Below are 18,321 nucleotides of genomic sequence, written 5' to 3'. Positions count from 1 at the left end.
TTAATTCTGATTAGAAAGATATTGGATTTCCCAGGTAAAAGTCAATTACTTTAGCCCTGAATATAAGATCGTAACGAGCCTGAATAAGATCAAACTCTGCTTTATTTAAATTCGTTTGAGATTGGTTGAGATCCAGCGAGTTGGCCAGTCCTACTGTATATCTTTGATCAATGGCATAAAACGCATCTTTGGAAGATTGAAAAGCAACCTGCGCAGAATAAAGTCTTCTTTCTGCCGCTCTCAGGTCATACACAGCCTGGTTCACCACCTTGTTTAAACTATTTCTAGCGATCTGCTCTGAAACTTCGGCATTTTGCAAATTAATTTTAGCTCTGCGTACTGATGACCTTGCCGTGAAATTATTAAAAATAGGAATGGAAAGTCCAAAACTGATTGACTGGTTGAAGTTTTCATCAATTTGAGTTCTGAACGGAGTTTTTTCAAACGTGGTTGCAAAATTTGGAGTTACTACCACCTGGCCCGTATTTTCAACAAAACCAATCGGACTATTGGTTCCATCCGGACTGCGGCTTACCAGTTGCTGCCTTCCATTTGAAAATCCTGTTCCCAAACCTCCCTGTAAAGTTAAACGCGGATAAAAATTTCCTTTTGCAACATCAACAGCTTTAGCAAAAGCCATTCGGCTGTATTCGGCAATTTTAATGTCGGGATAATTTTTTAAAGCTGTATTATAAACTTCTGATGCCGAGTAAGCAGAATTTAAAGGAACATCATCTATAACCGGTTTCTCTACTTCAAAAGGAACTGAAGGATCACGTTCCATCAGCTGGGCAAGGTTAAGAAATGATAAATCAAGTTGATTCTGAGCATTGGTTACATTCAATTCTGCCGTAGCAACCTGCGCTTTAGACTGCGACAAATCTGCCAGTGTTTTGTTTCCAACATCAAAAAATTTCTGTTCCCGGTCTAATTGCTGACGGGAAATGGCCAGTTGCTGGTTTGCAGCCACTAAAAAATCCTGACTGTTTAACACCTGCAGATAAGTTGTAACTACTGCAAGCACCAAATCATTCTTACTTTTTTGGGTATTACTTTTATCTGCTTCCAGCTCATACTTACTTTGGGAAATCAGGTTTATTTTTTGAAATCCCTGAAACAGGGTAATTCCCGAAAACAGATTTCCGTTGGTAGAAGTCACAGATTGGTTAACAAACTGATTGGTTAAAGGATCGATGCTTCTTCCATAATTAAAATTCAGGTTGTTACTCGCATTTAATGTGGGATAAAGAGCTATTTTAGATTGCTTTAGATTTTCATCAGATAAAGCTTCAGAAAGCTGAGCCTGTTTTATCTGCAGATTATTTTGCAGGGCAATTTCTGTTGCCTGTCTCAACGTAATTTTTTCCTGTGCCGATGCCTGCGTTACAGAAACTGCCGCATACGTACAGACCAATGCGCTGATGAGAAAAAATTTATTTTTAATAAGTTTAAAATTCATACAATTATCAATGCCTTTTATTTGTGTTCCTGAGCTTAAATATCTTACCACACATCTTATCTTCGTGATAAGATAGCAATTAAATATGTACCTGGCATACTCTCCTTTTTGGTTACGCTGGCTTTACCGGGATCTAACCTGGCACAAAAGCCGCAAAGAAAAATGCATTTACTTAACCTTTGACGATGGACCCATACCTGTTGTTACACCCTGGGTTTTAAATACTTTAAAAGATTTTAATATTAAAGCAACTTTCTTTTGTATTGGGGAGAATGTATTCAAATATCCGGAAGTTTATCAACAAATCTTAAATGACGGACACTCGGTAGGAAATCATACCTACAACCATTTAAAAGGCTGGAAAACAGCTGATGAAATTTATCTGGCCAATGTGAGCCAATGCGCCGGATTTGTAAAATCCAGTTTATTTCGTCCGCCTTACGGGAGAATAAAAAAATCGCAAATCGCAAATCTCAAATCACAATTTCCGAATCTGGAGATTATTATGTGGGATGTTCTGAGCGGAGATTTCGATCAGGATTTAAATCCTGAAAAATGTCTTCAAAATGTTTTAAAACATACACAGAATGGTTCTGTAATTGTTTTCCACGATAGCCTGAAAGCGTTCGACAGGCTTAAATATGCATTGCCGCTTACCATTGAAAAATTGCAGCAAAAAGGGTTTGTTTTTTCAGCACTGCCTCAGGTTGCAGAAATTTAGTTTCATAACTACTATAGGGAAATGGCTGCGAACTATCCGTATAAGACTCCTCCAAAAAAACTTATCATCAAATAAGCCGTCTGATAATAGTACTTGCCGGATCTTAATGGGTCGCTAAAAATTCTTATTTCCGCCACTTATTAGCTCTAAATAGGAAAATTTCGGGCAATTTTTGTAAATTCGAAGCAATTCTATAAAAATCACTTTTAAAAATCAATCAATAATATGGCATTTGATTTAGATATGATCAAAAAGGTTTATGACAACTACGGCACCCGCATTGAGGCTGCCCGTAATGTTGTTAATAAACCCCTTACTTTAACAGAAAAAATACTATACGCTCATTTATGGCAGGGTAAAGCTTCTGAGGCTCATGAGCGTGGAATAACGTATGTAGATTTCGCACCAGACCGTGTGGCTATGCAGGATGCAACAGCTCAAATGGCTTTATTGCAGTTTATGCAGGCTGGCCGTCCAACAGTAGCAGTACCTTCAACAGTACATTGCGATCACCTGATCCAGGCGAAAGTTGGAGCAGACGAAGATTTGCAAAATGCAAATGTTCAAAATAAAGAGGTTTACGATTTCCTTGCTTCCGTATCGAATAAATATGGCATTGGTTTCTGGAAACCGGGTGCGGGAATTATTCACCAGGTAGTTTTAGAAAATTATGCTTTCCCCGGCGGGATGATGATCGGTACAGATTCTCATACTCCCAATGCAGGTGGTTTAGGTATGATTGCTATTGGTGTGGGCGGAGCTGATGCATGCGATGTAATGGCCGGTTTGGCATGGGAATTAAAATTCCCTAAACTGATCGGAATTAAATTAACCGGAAAACTTTCTGGCTGGACATCAGCAAAAGACGTGATTTTAAAAGTAGCCGGAATTTTAACCGTTAAGGGCGGAACCGGTTATATTGTTGAATATTTTGGTGAAGGTGCTCAGTCTCTTTCTGCAACCGGTAAAGGAACAATCTGCAATATGGGAGCCGAGATTGGCGCTACCACTTCAGTTTTCGGTTACGATCAAAAAATCGCTGAATACCTTACAGGCACCGGTCGTGAAGATATTGCCTTGCTGGCGAATGAAGTTAAAGAGCATTTAACAGGTGACGAGGAAGTTTACAACAATCCTCAGGAATATTTTGATCAGGTAATCGAAATTGATCTTTCAACTTTAGAACCTCATATCAACGGCCCTTATACTCCGGATATGGCATGGCCGATTTCAAAATTTGCAGAAGCGGTTAGAGAACATGGCTGGCCGGAAGAACTGGAAGTTGGACTGATTGGATCTTGTACAAACTCATCTTACGAAGACATTTCACGTGCTGCATCAATTGCCAAACAGGCGGTTGATAAAAACCTGAAAGTAAAGGCTGAATTTACAATTACACCGGGCTCTGAATTAGTTCGCTATACGGTAGACCGTGATGGTTTTCTGAATACATTTGAGAAGATGGGCGGCGTGGTGTTAGCAAATGCCTGCGGACCGTGTATTGGCCAATGGGCCCGTCACAGTGACGACCCTAATCGTAAAAACTCAATCTTAACTTCATACAACAGAAACTTTAAAAACCGTAACGACGGTAACCCAAATACACATGCATTTGTTGCTTCTCCGGAAGTTGTAACGGCATTAACTATTGCAGGTAATCTAAGTTTCAATCCGATGACTGATTTTTTAACCAATCTTAGCGGAGAACAGGTTAAACTTGATGAGCCTCAGGGTTTGGAAATGCCGATAAAAGGATATGCTGTAGAAGATGCAGGATACCAGGCTCCGGCAGAAGACGGAAGTATGGTGAGTGTAATTGTTGACGAGAAATCAGCCCGCTTACAATTGCTTGATCCTTTTAAAGCATGGGAAGGAACCGATATTAAAGGTTTAAGACTTCTGATTAAAGCCAAAGGGAAATGTACTACCGACCATATATCAATGGCCGGACCATGGTTAAAATTCCGCGGCCACCTGGATAATATTTCTAACAATATGCTTATCGGAGCAACCAATTTCTTTAATGAGAAAACGGATAATGTTAAAAATGGAATTACCGGCGAATACGGAGCAGTTCCTGCAACGGCACGTGCTTATAAAGCTGCTGGTGTAGGAAGCATTGTAGTAGGTGACGAGAATTATGGTGAAGGTTCATCCCGTGAACATGCAGCTATGGAGCCACGTCATTTGGGTGTTCGTGCAATTCTTGTTAAGTCATTTGCTCGTATCCACGAAACAAACCTTAAAAAACAAGGTATGCTTGCCCTTACTTTTGCTGATCCAAATGATTATGAACGCATATTAGAAGATGATATAATTGATATCTGCGGATTAAATACATTTGCTCCTGCAACTCCGTTAACCATTATGCTTCATCATTCCGACGGAAATGCTGAATCATTTAGTGTGAACCATACTTATAACGAACAGCAGATTGAGTGGTTTAAAGCGGGTGGAGCTTTAAACATCATCCGGATGAAACAAAACGTTTAAGCATTTTTAACAATACACAATGTAAGCCCTGCTCAAAATTTTGAGCAGGGCTTTTTTGTATATTTAAAAAACTGAAAAAAATTCATGAAGAAACTTCTCTCTTTTTTGATCCTTCTTTCTCCCCTTCTGGGTTACGGACAAGTATCAAACGATGAGTGCAGCTCTTCTAAAGTAATCGCGAATGTTGATAATTACTGTTCAGCAGATAAAGAATTTTCTACCTTAAATACCACCAATAATGACATCTGGTTCCAGTTTACGGCAAGAGCGTTTGATGTCAATATTTCTGTAAGCGGAAATTCTGATGGCAGCGGAAACCTTGGCGGAACTTTAATAGCGCCTGTGGTAGAATTATTTGCAGACTGTAATTCGGGCGCTTTCCCAGCTGCAACCATCAGTTCAAACAATGTTACTACACAATATAAAGGAGGCCTGATTATAGGTAAGATCTATTTTATCCGCATAAGCGGATCGAATATAGGTACATTTAAATTATGTATTAATAACTACAACCCAATTGTTAAACCCGGACAAGACTGTAATACTGCATCTTTTTTATGCAGCAAAGAAAGCTTTACCCAACTTGACGTTTCCGGAGCCGGATTAAATAATAATGAAGCTGCAGGCACCTGTCTGGAGTATCCCAATACCGCATCAGAGCAAAACAGCGCCTGGTATAAATGGCAGGCAGCAACTAGCGGAACTTTAACTTTTGTAATCACACCCACCGCAAATGATGATATAGACTGGGTTTTATATGATTTGGGAACCAGTGATAATTGCAGCGCTGCTAATGCAGGCAATGCAATTCGTTGCAATGCAGCCCGGGGAGTAGACTGCACAGGGCCGGGGCAAAAAAGATTTACCAAAACCGGTCTGGATCTGACATCCACCGACCTGTCTGAAAACGGGGGCTGTTTTGAAAACCAGGATGGCTTTGTAAGATACGTGGATATGATTGAGGGCCATGTTTATGCTTTACTTGTTAATAATTTCGATCGCGGAAATAATGGCTTTACTCTTGAATTTGGCGGCACAGGAGAATTTACCGGCCCGGAAGCAATGATAGAATTTACCCGCGACAAGCCCTGTACTGTTGACCAGAATTATACCTTTTCCAGCCTCTCTAAAAACTATAAAACTCTTAAATGGACGTTTGGAGATGGAGCAAGTATTGATTCTGCCAGTAGTGAAGGCCCATTAAATATAAGTTATTCTACTCCGGGAATTAAAACAGTTGTATTACAGGTTTTTGGAGAAAAGGGATGTTCAGTGGTAGCTACTGAAACTTTTGCTGTAGGTTTAAAACCCGATCCTCCGCAGATCAATAGTAATCAAAATACATTTTGCATTGCAGATACCATTATTCTGAGCACTCCTCCGCAAACGGATGCTATTTATCAATGGACGGGACCAAATGGTTTTACATCAAATTTGCCAGAGCTTGTAATCCCTGTTAATAATTATGAATCTGCTGGCTTATATACGCTTCAGATAACTATTAATGAATGTATCAGTGATGTTTCCACTTTCCGCATTCCGCCAATAGGCCAAACGCCTGTAGTGGCATTCAACATCGCAGAAAACGATGCTTGCACCATAAATCAGAATTATACGTTCACAAATGCCAGTATTGATTTCCAGCAGATTCTCTGGAGTTTTGGTGATGATGCCCAAATAACTGCTGGCAGCGGAGATGGCCCGTTTACCGTTTCTTATACCCGGCCGGGCTTAAAAACCATTGTTCTTACAGCCAGAGGAAATTCTGGGTGCGAGGTAACCCTCTCCAAAACTCTGGAGGTATCTCCGGTACCATCTATACCTCAGATCAGTTCAAATAAACTGCAGTTCTGTTTAAACGATACATTAGTCTTAAGCAGTCCGCAGCTGGAAAATACCATTTACCGATGGACAGGCCCAAATAATTTTGTATCCTCAAGTTCAACAGTCATTATTCCTGTCTCAGATTATTCAATAGCCGGAACGTATAACCTGCAAATTACCCAGGGAAAATGCAGCAGTCAGACAGCAAGTTTTGAAATTCCTCCTGTACTAAGAAAACCCCTTGCTCAATTCAGTTCAGTGCCGGGAATACCTGCTAAACTTTCCCTTCCGGTAAGCGTAAAATTTAACAATCAATCTCTCGAAGCCGATTCATATTTATGGGATTTTGGAGATGGAAGCACGTCTATCCTTGAAAACCCTGAGCATAATTATAGTCAAACAGGCGAATTTGATGTTACTTTAACGGCTTTCAACAGCAGACAATGCAGCACCTCAATTGTAAAAGGTAAATTTATAATCCGCGAAGAGAATACTCTTTTTATCCCCAATACCTTCAGTCCCAATGCAGATCAGATTAACGATGAATTTGTAGTAACCATCACAAATTTAAAAAATTACAGATTGCAAATATTTAATCGCTTTGGAACGCGTTTATTCCAGGCAAATGATATTTTTGATAACTGGAAGGGTACGTACAACAATGAGCCCTTACCTGTAGGAACGTATTATTACATTATAGATGCACTGGATTTAAGCGATGAGAGCATCAGAAAATCTGGGTCAATAACAATTATCAGGTAAATGAAAATCACCTTATTAACCATCGGTAAAACAGAAGATAAATATCTTATAGAAGGTATTGAGAAATATCTGAAACGCCTGAAACATTACATTAATTTTAAAATTCAGGAACTGCCTGAATTAAAAAATACCAAAAGTTTATCACAGGAGCAGCAAAAATCTAAAGAGGCCGAAATAGTTCTTAAAAGTCTGGAATCTACAGATCACCTGATCTTGCTGGATGAAAAAGGACTTGAATTTTCATCCAAACATTTCTCTGACTTTTTAAATAAAAAAATGATTGGAAGTGTACAACACCTGGTATTTTTAATTGGCGGTCCTTATGGATTTGATCCTGTTTTATTTCAGCGGGCAGAAGAAAAAATCTCGCTTTCGCGGATGACTTTTTCACACCAGATGGTTCGATTATTTTTTGTGGAGCAGGTTTACCGTGCTTTTACCATACTAAAAGGCGAACCCTATCATCACGAATAATTTTTTAATTTTATATATGGCTTTCGGACAACGAAATTACAGGTACAAGGGCATAAACCCGGGAAAAGAACAAAAGCGCTTCTGGATTTTAATTTTGTTAGCGCTGGCTATTGGAGCCGCAATTATCTATTTTTTCTAAAATAGAATTTACTGAAATAAAAACCGGGCTGAGAAGAGTTTATAAATCTGAAACCCAAACGAAACAGATAAATAAACTGCACTCAACCCGGCAAATGCTATTTAGATTTCTGGGACAAACGGGTGGTACTTTTACCTGCAGCTTTAGTAGCTTTTGGTTTTTCAGTAACATGATCCTGCTTTTTGGTTGCTGTTAATTCAGCAGCCGGACTGCCTTCAGTAATTGGCTCAGGAGCCTCTTCTGAAAATAATGGAAGTACTTTAATCGTGTTATACCAGGTTATAATCTTCTTCATATCCGAAGCATAAACACGGTCGGTATCATGATTGGGTGCAACATGTAAAAAATACTTCCTCAAAGCTGCACCATCTGCCGTTTTCGCATCAGGAACTTCCATTTCGGAATTCATATTTTCAAAAATATCGCTCAATTTCAAATCTTCATCCTCACCAAAAACAGTAATATCTTCTAATGAAGCCATTTTTGCGGTAGAAATATTCACTACAATTTTATTCTTCAGCTCATCCAGACTTTCCAGGATAAATCCTGATTTGTTCTGACCGATCAGTTTGAATAATCCCGGTTTACCGGATACGGAAACAAGTCCTCTTAAATTCATATGTTTTTAGATTTTGAGATAGAGATTTGAGATATGAGATTGGAAACCAGGGTTAGCAATCTCATATCAAGTTCTCCAATCTATTCTTCAATAATTTCTATACTAAGTATTTTATCGCCCTGACGAATATCATCCACTACATCTACATTTTCAACCACCTTACCAAAACAAGTATGGTTGCGGTCTAAATGTGCTGTATTTGTACGGCTGTGGCAAACAAAGAACTGCGAACCGCCTGTATCACGCCCTGCATGTGCCATTGAAAGTACTCCGCGGTCATGGTATTGATTCTCGCCATCAAGCTCACATTTAATCTTATAAGCGGGGCCACCTGCACCTGTTCCGGTTGGATCGCCACCCTGAATTACGAAATCAGGAATCACACGATGAAAAGTAACACCGTTGTAAAATCCTTCTTTTGCCAGTTTTAAAAAGTTAGCCACTGTATTGGGTGCATCCTTATCGTAAAAATTTACGGTCATGTCACCTTTCTCTGTTTTTATAATTGCTTTGCTCATTTTTATCTTTATGGTAATCAGCAAAGTTAATTATTTCGGTCAATTGAAATAATTCTTATAAAAACTATATTTAGGAATTGATTAAATGAAATTTTCATCGGTTACGTTTATATAAGAATTATGATGCTAAAATGGCGGTTAACCCTTTTGCTGATGATTTGTACGGTTTTATGCCGGGCAGCTTCCATTCTTATTCCGATGGATGAGGAACAGAAAAATCATTTAAAGGCGTATGGCATTACTTTCTGGACATTAAAAAGCGGACTGGAAGCGGAGTGGTTACTCAATTATCGCGGCGGTAGCTTTTTAATAAAATATGCCCAGCCTCTAGAAAACGAATGCAAGATAAGGGGTGTTTCTTACGAGGTGATCTCTGATGCAAAGGTGAACCTGATACTGAATGAAGTTTCAGACCCATCTGTAAATATGGATCTGGTGAAATTAGAAAAAGCGCCAAAAATTGCTGTCTACTCCCCAAAAAATAAACTTCCCTGGGATGATGCCGTGACTCTTGTATTGAGCTACGCCGAAATCCCATACGATATTTTGTACGATGAGGAAGTTTTAAAAGGCGAATTGCCTAAATACGACTGGCTGCATTTGCACCATGAAGATTTTACGGGTCAGTTTGGCCGTTTCTGGAATGCTTTTAAAAATGCCAGCTGGTATATTCAGGATGTAAAATTACAGCAGGAAACCGCCCGTAGAAACGGTTTTAAAAAAGTATCGGAAATGAAACTGGAAGTAGCACGAAACATTCAAAAATTTTGTGCCGGCGGTGGATTTATGTTCGCTATGTGTTCTGGTCCGGAAACAATTGATATTGCACTGGCTGCTGATGGACTGGATATTGCCGAGAGTATGTTTGATGGTGATGGAGCTGATCCCTCTGCTCAGTCAAAACTCAATTATTCCAAAGCTTTCGCCTTTCAGAATTTCATTCTGGATATGAACCCAAACAAATACGAATTCTCTAATATTGATGCTACCCCCACCCGCGTTGTAGATCCTACTCATGACTTTTTTACTTTATTTGATTTTTCTGCAAAATGGGATATTGTGCCCACCATGCTAACTCAAAATCATGATAAGGTGGTAAAAGGCTTTATGGGACAAACCACCGCTTTCAAAAAAGAGCTGATTAAACCCGAAGTGTTGATCATGGGAGAAACGAAAACAGCTAACGAAGCCCGATACATTCACGGGCAGTTCGGCAAGGGACAGTGGACCTTTTACGGCGGTCATGATCCGGAAGATTATCAGCATGCCGTAGGCGATCCGCCTACAGATTTAAGTTTATATCCCAATTCTCCGGGCTACCGCCTCATCCTGAATAATGTATTATTCCCGGCAGCAAAGAAGAAAAAGCAAAAGACCTGAATGCGCCAAAATCTTAATTATAAAATTTCCAGCTCAGCCCAAATTTTAACAGGGCATCCTGCATGGGATATTGGCTCACGGTATAATATCCTTTTGAAAACAGGTTCTGATTAGCGTAATCATATTTTAAAAACAGATTTGTTCTCTTGAGAGTTGCTTTGATCCACACATCTACCACGGGATTGGTTAAATATTCTACAGGATTATTGTAATTATAAAACTGACCGGCATTTATCGCGTAAGCGGGAGCTTTAAACCGAGTGTTATAGCGTACATCGAAACCCAAATGCGTGTATAAAACTTTGAACAGGCGATTGGAATAATAAAAACTGTTGTAAGTATAGATCTCCGGAGTTCTTAAAATATCCTGAAAATCACTTTTCTGATAGACCACAAAATTATCCAGATTAAATTTACCGAACTTGAAATCTTTACGGAGACTTACCTTTAAGAGATTAATAGCAGCGCCAAGCTGTACCGGCCTGATTTGTTGGGAGGGGCTGCTTTCCTCGAAATAGAGATAATTATTGAGCAAAAAATACTCTGCTTTAGCAGATAATCGCCCTTTCTGATTTTCGTACAAAAATGAAAAATTATTAATTTTTGTGCGATCAAACGTTTGATCCCATTGATGGTAGGTATAATTTAAACGTTCAAAGATTTCTTCCGGGGATTTATTTTGGGAATAAGCTCCCAGTACAATGCGTCCAATAGATTTACTTAACAGGAAATTTGTTTTGGCTTCATACAGAAAGTCGCCTGCATTTCTTCCGGAAGCTATCTGCAAAAAATTACCTTCAATATCCACCCGATCACTAAAACGGTAACCTACACCTGCCTGCAGAGCTACGTTCTGAAACGTATTTAATTTATAATCGTTCTGTTCATACTGATAGAGATCGTGCTGAATTCCCAAATCGAGTTTCACTTCATTCTTTAAAAAACCAATTGTTTTACCTCTAAGGTAAAAGCTATACATAAATTCGTTATGCAGGTTGGTAAGCCTGGTGGAGTCGCTGGTGAGTACCGAATCAATCAGTGGAATGGAGGGAAATGCACCTAACACATCCCGTTCATTTTTAAAGAAATTATATCTGTTTCTGCTGTATTTCAGCGTATGCGAAAGCCTTTGTGTGGGCAGAATCTGCATGGAATCAGTATTTGCATTTAAAGAATCAATGCGACCTATATTGTAAGATTGTTTCAAAAACAAACTCTGTTCACGCCAGGTTTGCTTCGGACGGCTAACACCCGTTGCACTCAAACGAACCACTTCTGCATCTTTACGCAGCGATTGGTTATTTCTAAAAAAAATACTGTCATTAATTGTCGATCCATTTTCACCTGCTTTTAACGTATTAAAAACAACATTGCTCCATAAATTATACCGCCTGCTTGGCGATTCATACCAGGCAAACAATGCAGCATTTAAATGATCGGCCTTTTGGTTAATATAAAATCCCTCCGATCCGATGCGATTATAATTTGCCCCGAAATTGAAGTTCGAATTAACATTCTGCGTATGGGTAACTTTAAAAACCTGTTCCTGCAGGCTGCCGTTTACATAATAAAGTTCGGTATAGGGAGATCGTGCCCTGTAATATTTTATGTCTTCTGCCCTGAGCATATATCTGTCCAGAGAATGAAATCCGGCATTAAAGCCGATCGATTTGGAAGGATTAAACAGCAAATCGCGATAGGAAATGCCCAGACTACCTAAGCCGATGGTTGGCTTTTCGGGCTGATAAAGCGGGCTATAGTTTTGAAAATTCAGAAGTGTAGTATCAATCTGATTGGTACGGGTTCCGTTTTTTAACAATTGCAAATTGGTGTACCTGATGTATTTAGCAGTAACCACTACCGAATCTTCATCCGATTCTTCCATTTTTCGCAATGAATCAAGTTCTGAAACAGGCTCCTGGGCGAAACTTTTAATAGATGCAACAGCGAGGAAAAGGAATAAAATTAACCTGGAAATATTCTTCATTTAAAATGAGTGATCAAATCTTTCAAAATCCGGGTCATTCCGGGTTCTGCTGCTGTAGCGGTTTGTATAATTTCTTCAAGGCTCACCGGTTTAAGCGTATCCGGAAAACCTTCATCGGTAATCACCGAAATTGCAAATACCGGAAGTCCCATATGGTTGGCAACAATTACCTCAGGAACCGTGCTCATGCCAACGGCATCGCCTCCGATAGTTCTCAGAAACCGATATTCGGCTTTTGTTTCGAGATTTGGGCCACTTACAGAAATATAAACACCTTTATGGCAGGTTATAGTATGTTTGTGTGCGATCTCTAATCCCGCATTTATCATTTCGCGGTTATAGGGTTCACTCATATCCGGAAAACGAGGACCTTCATCATCATGATTACGTCCGCGAAGCGGATTATCCGGCTGCATATTAATATGATCTTCAATAATCATCAGATCACCTTTTCTGAAATCCGGATTTAAAGAGCCGCTGGCATTTGATACAAATAATTTTTTAATGCCCAGCATTTTCATCACCCTAACGGGGAAGGTGATCTGCTTCATGTCATATCCTTCGTAATAATGTAACCGGCCCTGCATGGCCACCACCTTTTTACCGCTGAGCGTTCCGAAAATAAGTTTGCCAGAATGAAACTCGAGAGTTGAAATGGGAAAATTCGGAATGTTGGAGTACATCAGTTTATGCTCCACTTCTATATCATTAACCAGTCCTCCTAAACCTGTTCCCAAAATAATCCCGATCTCGGGTTCAAAATCTCCTATTTTACGTTTTATGTATTCTGTGGTTAGCTGCGTGTTCTGTAACATATTTTTTTATCAAATCATTAAATTCAGCTTTATCCGGCTGATGGATCTCGGCTTTTACCGGAAGGTAGTAAACCGGCAGATCCTGTATAAGTTTTATTATGGAAGCCGTTTTAAGCCTTTGCACATCTTTTTCAGTGCTAATAATCAATTTATCAGTTCCCGGAAGGCTTTTAAAATCTGCTACAAGTTTAAGAATATTTTCTTTGCTGAAGCGATGATGATCGGGGTAGTTATGCTGTACAATATTCTGACTGTACTTTTTCAGCTCATTTATGAGCGGAAGCGGATTAGCAATTCCGGTTAGCAAAAGAATATGAGTTTGGGGCTGTATAATTTCCAGATCCATTTCTTTATCCGCGTATAGAAATGACTGCAATTTGCCATACTCCAGATAGGAGAAAAAAATTTTTTGATGCGGAAAAGGAGCTATTCTTTTAATCATTTTCCGCCGGGCTTCATCCGGTAAATCCGGGGAAGTTTTGGTAATTATAATCAGGTTTGCCCTTTTTCGGCCATATAAAGGCTCTCTTAAATTTCCGCTTGGCAGCAGCCATTGGAAATGGCTTACTGAATTATAATCAAACAAAAGAATGCTGAACCCCGGTCTTACTGCCCGGTGCTGGAAAGCATCGTCCAGTATAATAAGTTCATGCGCTTTATTTAATTCTTTAATTCCCTCTACGCGGTCTTCACAAACAGCTACCGTTAACTCGGGAAATTTCTGCTTAAACTGAAGAGGTTCATCGCCCACATCGTCGGCAAGAGATGCCGTGTTTACCTTAAAAAAACCCTTTGTTTTACGTCCGTAACCGCGGCTTAATATCGCGATCCTGAAATCCTGCTTTAGCAGGGCAACCAGATATTCTGTCATCGGACTTTTACCTGCCCCGCCTACAGCCAGGTTACCCACACTGATTACCGGGATCTTAAATTTCCGGGAACGGAAAATTGCAAGATCATATCCCAGATTGCGTAAAATAACGCATAGACCGTAGAACAGTGAAAAAGGAAACAAAAGAAGGCGCAATAACTTCATTTAATCTGTTTGGAGGTAAAAATACATTTTTGATTTAATTGAGAAAGCTGTTGAACAATCCTTATCAATTTTATACTTTGGGAGATGAATAAATTTATACTGATCTGCCTGCTGGTTTTACTTTCCGGAACTTCATTTTCTCAAAACAAGATAGACAAAAAACTCAGCCAAAAACTGCAAGAACTAACCCAGGGATTTAATGGTGAAACGGGCATTTTTGTTCAGAATTTAAAAACCGGCAAAATTGCAGTTTACAATGCCGATACTATTTTCCCAACAGCCAGCATGATCAAGGTTCCTATTATGTGCGCTGTATTTGACAAGATAGAAAAAGGTGAACTGAGCTATCAGCAGGAATTAATTTACAAAGATAGTTTGCTGTATGCCGGAGAAGATATTCTGGGTTCTTTTAAAGACGGAGAAAAGATTGCGTTAAGCAAAGTTCAAATGCTGAGCATTACTACAAGTGACAATACGGCCAGCCTTTGGCTGCAGAAACTGACCGGCGGTAAGTATATAAATCAATGGCTTCAAACCAATGGATTTACACAAACCCGGATAAATTCCCGTACCGAAGGGCGTGAAAAAGACCGGGCATTATATGGCTGGGGACAAACAACTCCAAGGGAAATGGCCGGATTGCTAGTAAAAATCAGGCAGGGAAAAGCAATTTCGCCGGCGGCAAGCGAACGGATGTACCGTAACATGATCCGCATTTATTTTGACCAGGTAGCTTTATCTCAAATTCCTCCCTATATCCAGGCAGCTTCAAAACAGGGCGCCGTAAATGAATCCCGGTCGGAAGTAGTGTTAGTCAATGCGCCTCATGGCGATTATGTTTTTTGCGTTGCCACGAAAAACCAAAAGGACCAGTCATGGCAGGCAAACAATGAAGGTTATACACTAATCCGTAATTTATCAGCTTTATTGTGGAACTATTTTGAACCCGGATCTGACTGGAAACCTGCTGAGGGAATAGAACAATACGGCAGATAATTTTCTGAAACGTGCAATACGCATTTGTTCGTGAGCTTATTCTTTCTTAAAAAATATTGATCTGTAGAATAATTATAAGATGCTCCCATTGTTTGGTAGATCAAATTGCTAATTATCATCCTGATTTTCTGATGAACATTTTTAATTAATTTAGCAGCCTTAACCCAATATCTTTCGATATACAAACTATGAACTGGATTATTTTAATTATTGCCGGATTATTTGAGGTAGCATTTGCCTCTTGCCTGGGCAAGGCAAAAGAAACCAGTGGTACCGAAGCTTACTGGTGGTATTTCGGGTTTCTTGTTTCTTTAACCATTAGCATGATTTTGTTAATCAAGGCTACTCAAACTTTACCAATTGGAACCGCTTATGCTGTTTGGACAGGCATTGGGGCCGTTGGAACAGTGCTAATGGGCATTTTTGTATTTAAAGACCCTGCAAGTTTCTGGCGAATTTTCTTTATCATAACACTTATCGGATCTGTAATTGGATTAAAAGCCGTATCAAATTGATGTTAGAAATCAATAAATAAAATCAGTACCCTTTCTTCAGAAATTTAATCCTATAAATTATTCAGATTACTATCCAAAAGAAATCCGCTTTCGCGGATTTCTTTGTTATTGAGCATCAGGCAATTTCCCATGAAACTGTCTCATCCAGTCAATTTTGCCGTCCTTGTTGAATTTCCAGATTTCGTGTAACGTGCTCATGGTTTTCTTGCCGTCTTTATGTGTATCTTCTTCAACACCCCAAATAGCAACCCAGTTTTCGTTTTTATCTACACTTCGAAGGCTCATATAAGCATTAACCGTACTTTTGGCACTCAGCAGAGTACTTCGATATTCTTTAGCAGCGCTTAAATTCTGATCTTTCCCTTTGATCACACTCCCATCAGATAAATTCATCGTAACCGTATCTGCAAATAAATTGGAGTGGCGCTCAAGTGCATTGTCGTCCCAGTCTTTCCATAAATGTAAAATCAACTGTGCTTTAGCCGGATCTCCCATTTCAAATTTAGAGGAATAAGTTGCAGAATATGGAAGGTCCTGCATTGCAGAATCCGTGTTCTTCACTTTATCCTGAGCCTTATTCTTTGCATCCTGAGCCTGAGCCGGACTCGATAAAAATATACCCAGCATTATAAAGCCAGGCATAACTGATTTGATTACTGTTTTCATAAGAATATATTTAATAGTGGTTAATTCCTAATTATATAAACTTCTGCAGGTCATTTTGTTATAAACTAATTTAATCAAATTGAATGGGAGTTTAATAATATAATACAACCCTAACTATCCGTTTAAAATCTATTTCTCATATAAATAAAATCATGGCCTCATCCAGCCTAAAGGCATCTTTTTTCATTTCCATAATTTAGAATTGTATCCTTTTCAAAAATCTTATCTTTGCCCAACAAAAAACCAAACTATGCTAAAAGGATTTTATAACGTACCTACTCCGGTAAACGAAACTATTTTAAGCTATGCTCCGGGAACCAAAGAGCGAGCCTTATTGAAAGATGCTATTTCTGAGGCCCGTTCAAAAGAACTGGACGTACCCATGTATATTAATGGAAAAGAAGTTCGTACAGATATTAAAATTGCTATGCGCCCGCCGCATGATCATCAGCACATTCTGGGACATTACTCACAAGGCGACAAAAGCCATGTTGAGGATGCCATTAAGGCTGCCCTGGCAGCTAAATCCAACTGGGAAAACCTGGCTTGGGAACATCGTGCAGCCATATTTTTAAAAGCAGCAGATTTAATTGCCGGGCCTTACCGCTATAAGTTAAATGCTGCAACCATGCTGGGGCAGTCAAAAAACGCGTTCCAGGCAGAAATTGATGCCGCCTGCGAACTTATTGACTTTTTACGTTTCAACGTAAAATACATGACAGATATTTACCAGCAGCAACCTCCGGTTTCGCCAAGAGGAACCTGGAACCGTGTGGAACAGCGTCCGCTTGAAGGATTTGTTTTTGCCCTTACTCCCTTTAATTTTACGGCTATTGCCGGGAATTTACCTACGTCGGCAGCCATGATGGGCAATGTGATTGTATGGAAACCTTCCAATACTCAGATTTATTCTGCCAATGTATTGATGGAAATTTTCCGTGAAGCGGGATTACCTGACGGTGTGATTAACCTGGTGTATGTATCCGGACCGGATGCAGGTGATGTGATCTTTAATCATGCAGATTTTGCAGGAATTCACTTTACCGGATCAACTGCTGTTTTTCAAAATATCTGGAAAACTATCGGGAACAATATCCACAAATACAAAACCTATCCCCGGATTGTTGGTGAAACCGGAGGCAAAGATTTTATTCTGGTACATGGTTCTGCTGATGCAGCTGCCTCAAGTACAGCTATTTTACGTGGTTCTTTCGAATATCAGGGACAGAAATGTTCTGCAGCTTCCAGAGTTTACATTGCAAAATCTATCTGGCCTCAGGTTAAAGAATTATTAATCCGCGATCTGGCTACATTAAAAATGGGTCCGACAGAAGATTTTGGGAATTTCGTGAATGCCGTTATAGATGAAAAATCATTCGACAAACTTTCGAAATATATTGATGCTGCCAAGAAAGATAAAGAGGTTGAAATCATCGCCGGAGGAAATTACGATAAATCAAAAGGATATTTTATTGAACCAACTATTCTTGTAAGCCAGGATCCTAAATATGTGACGATGTGCGAAGAGTTATTCGGACCGGTTTTAACTGTGTTTGTTTATGAAGATGCTGACTTCGACAAAACACTGGAAATTATCGATCAGACTTCGATTTATGCATTAACCGGTGCTGTTTTAGCTCAGGACAGATATATTTTGGAGAAAGCAACACATGCTCTGCGCAATGCTGCAGGAAATTTCTACATTAATGATAAATGTACAGGTGCAGTTGTTGGGCAACAGCCTTTCGGCGGAGCCAGGGGATCGGGCACAAATGATAAAGCCGGATCAATGATCAATTTATTAAGATGGGTATCGCCAAGAGCAATTAAAGAAACTTTTGACCCTGCAACTGATTATCGCTATCCTTTTTTAGATAAGGAATAATCTGAAATCAATAAAAAAAGCGGGAATCTGGT

15 protein-coding genes are annotated in these 18,321 nt (G+C 39.4%); 8 read left to right on the top strand and 7 right to left on the bottom strand.

Going from position 1 to position 18,321, the window contains the following annotated elements:
* Nucleotides 1–10: 10 nt before the first annotated feature.
* Complete coding sequence (locus G521_RS0107175) at nt 11–1,459, bottom strand: TolC family protein (RefSeq protein WP_036678615.1); 1,449 nt, start codon at nt 1,457–1,459, stop codon at nt 11–13.
* An 85-nt stretch (nt 1,460–1,544) separates the two neighbouring features.
* Here G521_RS0107175 and G521_RS0107170 point away from each other — a divergent pair, with 85 nt between their 5' ends.
* The 4 genes from G521_RS0107170 (at nt 1,545) to rlmH (ending at nt 7,733) form a co-directional block, all read left to right on the top strand.
* Nucleotides 1,545–2,180 (top strand): polysaccharide deacetylase family protein, encoded by a 636-nt coding sequence (locus tag G521_RS0107170; protein ID WP_026897932.1) that lies wholly within the window; start codon nt 1,545–1,547, stop codon nt 2,178–2,180.
* 225 nt (nt 2,181–2,405) lie between these two features.
* The gene (locus tag G521_RS0107165; RefSeq protein ID WP_026897931.1) at nt 2,406–4,673 is read left to right on the top strand and encodes an aconitate hydratase; all 2,268 of its coding nucleotides are present in this window, start codon (nt 2,406–2,408) and stop codon (nt 4,671–4,673) included.
* An 84-nt stretch (nt 4,674–4,757) separates the two neighbouring features.
* Nucleotides 4,758–7,259 (top strand): gliding motility-associated C-terminal domain-containing protein, encoded by a 2,502-nt coding sequence (locus G521_RS0107160; RefSeq protein ID WP_026897930.1) that lies wholly within the window; start codon nt 4,758–4,760, stop codon nt 7,257–7,259.
* Entirely contained in the window at nt 7,260–7,733 is a 474-nt protein-coding gene (rlmH, locus tag G521_RS0107155; RefSeq protein ID WP_026897929.1) for a 23S rRNA (pseudouridine(1915)-N(3))-methyltransferase RlmH, read from the top strand.
* 236 nt (nt 7,734–7,969) lie between these two features.
* Here rlmH and G521_RS0107145 read toward each other — a convergent pair whose 3' ends face one another.
* Together G521_RS0107145 and G521_RS0107140 are read right to left on the bottom strand one after the other, a co-directional pair.
* On the bottom strand, nt 7,970–8,491 hold the full coding sequence (locus G521_RS0107145; protein ID WP_026897928.1) for a DUF5606 family protein: 522 nt from the start codon (nt 8,489–8,491) through the stop codon (nt 7,970–7,972).
* Between the two features lie 80 nt (nt 8,492–8,571).
* Nucleotides 8,572–9,009: a peptidylprolyl isomerase gene (locus tag G521_RS0107140; RefSeq protein ID WP_026897927.1), complete on the bottom strand. Its 438-nt coding sequence runs from the start codon at nt 9,007–9,009 to the stop codon at nt 8,572–8,574.
* Between the two features lie 198 nt (nt 9,010–9,207).
* Between G521_RS0107140 and G521_RS0107135 the strand changes: the two genes are divergently transcribed.
* Complete coding sequence (locus tag G521_RS0107135; RefSeq protein WP_220096054.1) at nt 9,208–10,389, top strand: asparagine synthetase B; 1,182 nt, start codon at nt 9,208–9,210, stop codon at nt 10,387–10,389.
* Nucleotides 10,390–10,402: 13 nt separating this feature from the next.
* On the opposite strand, the gene G521_RS0107130 is transcribed toward G521_RS0107135, so the two are convergent.
* From G521_RS0107130 to lpxK, 3 genes are read right to left on the bottom strand one after another with little or no spacing between them, the layout of a single operon-like run.
* The gene (locus tag G521_RS0107130; RefSeq protein ID WP_026897925.1) at nt 10,403–12,376 is read right to left on the bottom strand and encodes a putative porin; all 1,974 of its coding nucleotides are present in this window, start codon (nt 12,374–12,376) and stop codon (nt 10,403–10,405) included.
* Nucleotides 12,373–13,191 carry a purine-nucleoside phosphorylase gene (locus G521_RS0107125; protein ID WP_026897924.1) on the bottom strand — a complete coding sequence of 273 codons (819 nt, stop codon included), beginning with the start codon at nt 13,189–13,191 and terminating at the stop codon, nt 12,373–12,375. Before G521_RS0107125 ends, G521_RS0107130 begins: the two co-directional genes overlap by 4 nt.
* On the bottom strand, nt 13,148–14,227 hold the full coding sequence (lpxK, locus tag G521_RS0107120) for a tetraacyldisaccharide 4'-kinase (protein ID WP_026897923.1): 1,080 nt from the start codon (nt 14,225–14,227) through the stop codon (nt 13,148–13,150). Before lpxK ends, G521_RS0107125 begins: the two co-directional genes overlap by 44 nt.
* An 84-nt stretch (nt 14,228–14,311) precedes the next feature.
* Between lpxK and G521_RS0107115 the strand changes: the two genes are divergently transcribed.
* Together G521_RS0107115 and G521_RS0107110 are read left to right on the top strand one after the other, a co-directional pair.
* Nucleotides 14,312–15,223: a serine hydrolase gene (locus G521_RS0107115; protein WP_026897922.1), complete on the top strand. Its 912-nt coding sequence runs from the start codon at nt 14,312–14,314 to the stop codon at nt 15,221–15,223.
* A 188-nt stretch (nt 15,224–15,411) separates the two neighbouring features.
* Entirely contained in the window at nt 15,412–15,738 is a 327-nt protein-coding gene (locus G521_RS0107110) for a DMT family transporter (RefSeq protein WP_026897921.1), read from the top strand.
* 105 nt (nt 15,739–15,843) lie between these two features.
* On the opposite strand, the gene G521_RS0107105 is transcribed toward G521_RS0107110, so the two are convergent.
* The gene (locus G521_RS0107105; RefSeq protein WP_026897920.1) at nt 15,844–16,404 is read right to left on the bottom strand and encodes a cytochrome c family protein; all 561 of its coding nucleotides are present in this window, start codon (nt 16,402–16,404) and stop codon (nt 15,844–15,846) included.
* A 250-nt stretch (nt 16,405–16,654) separates the two neighbouring features.
* Between G521_RS0107105 and pruA the strand changes: the two genes are divergently transcribed.
* Nucleotides 16,655–18,289 carry an L-glutamate gamma-semialdehyde dehydrogenase gene (gene pruA / locus G521_RS0107100; RefSeq protein WP_026897919.1) on the top strand — a complete coding sequence of 545 codons (1,635 nt, stop codon included), beginning with the start codon at nt 16,655–16,657 and terminating at the stop codon, nt 18,287–18,289.
* Nucleotides 18,290–18,321 lie beyond the last annotated feature (32 nt).

The organism is Daejeonella oryzae DSM 19973, from assembly GCF_000422945.1.
Classification (GTDB): domain Bacteria; phylum Bacteroidota; class Bacteroidia; order Sphingobacteriales; family Sphingobacteriaceae; genus Daejeonella; species Daejeonella oryzae.
This window is presented reverse-complemented; position numbering and strand designations above follow the sequence as displayed.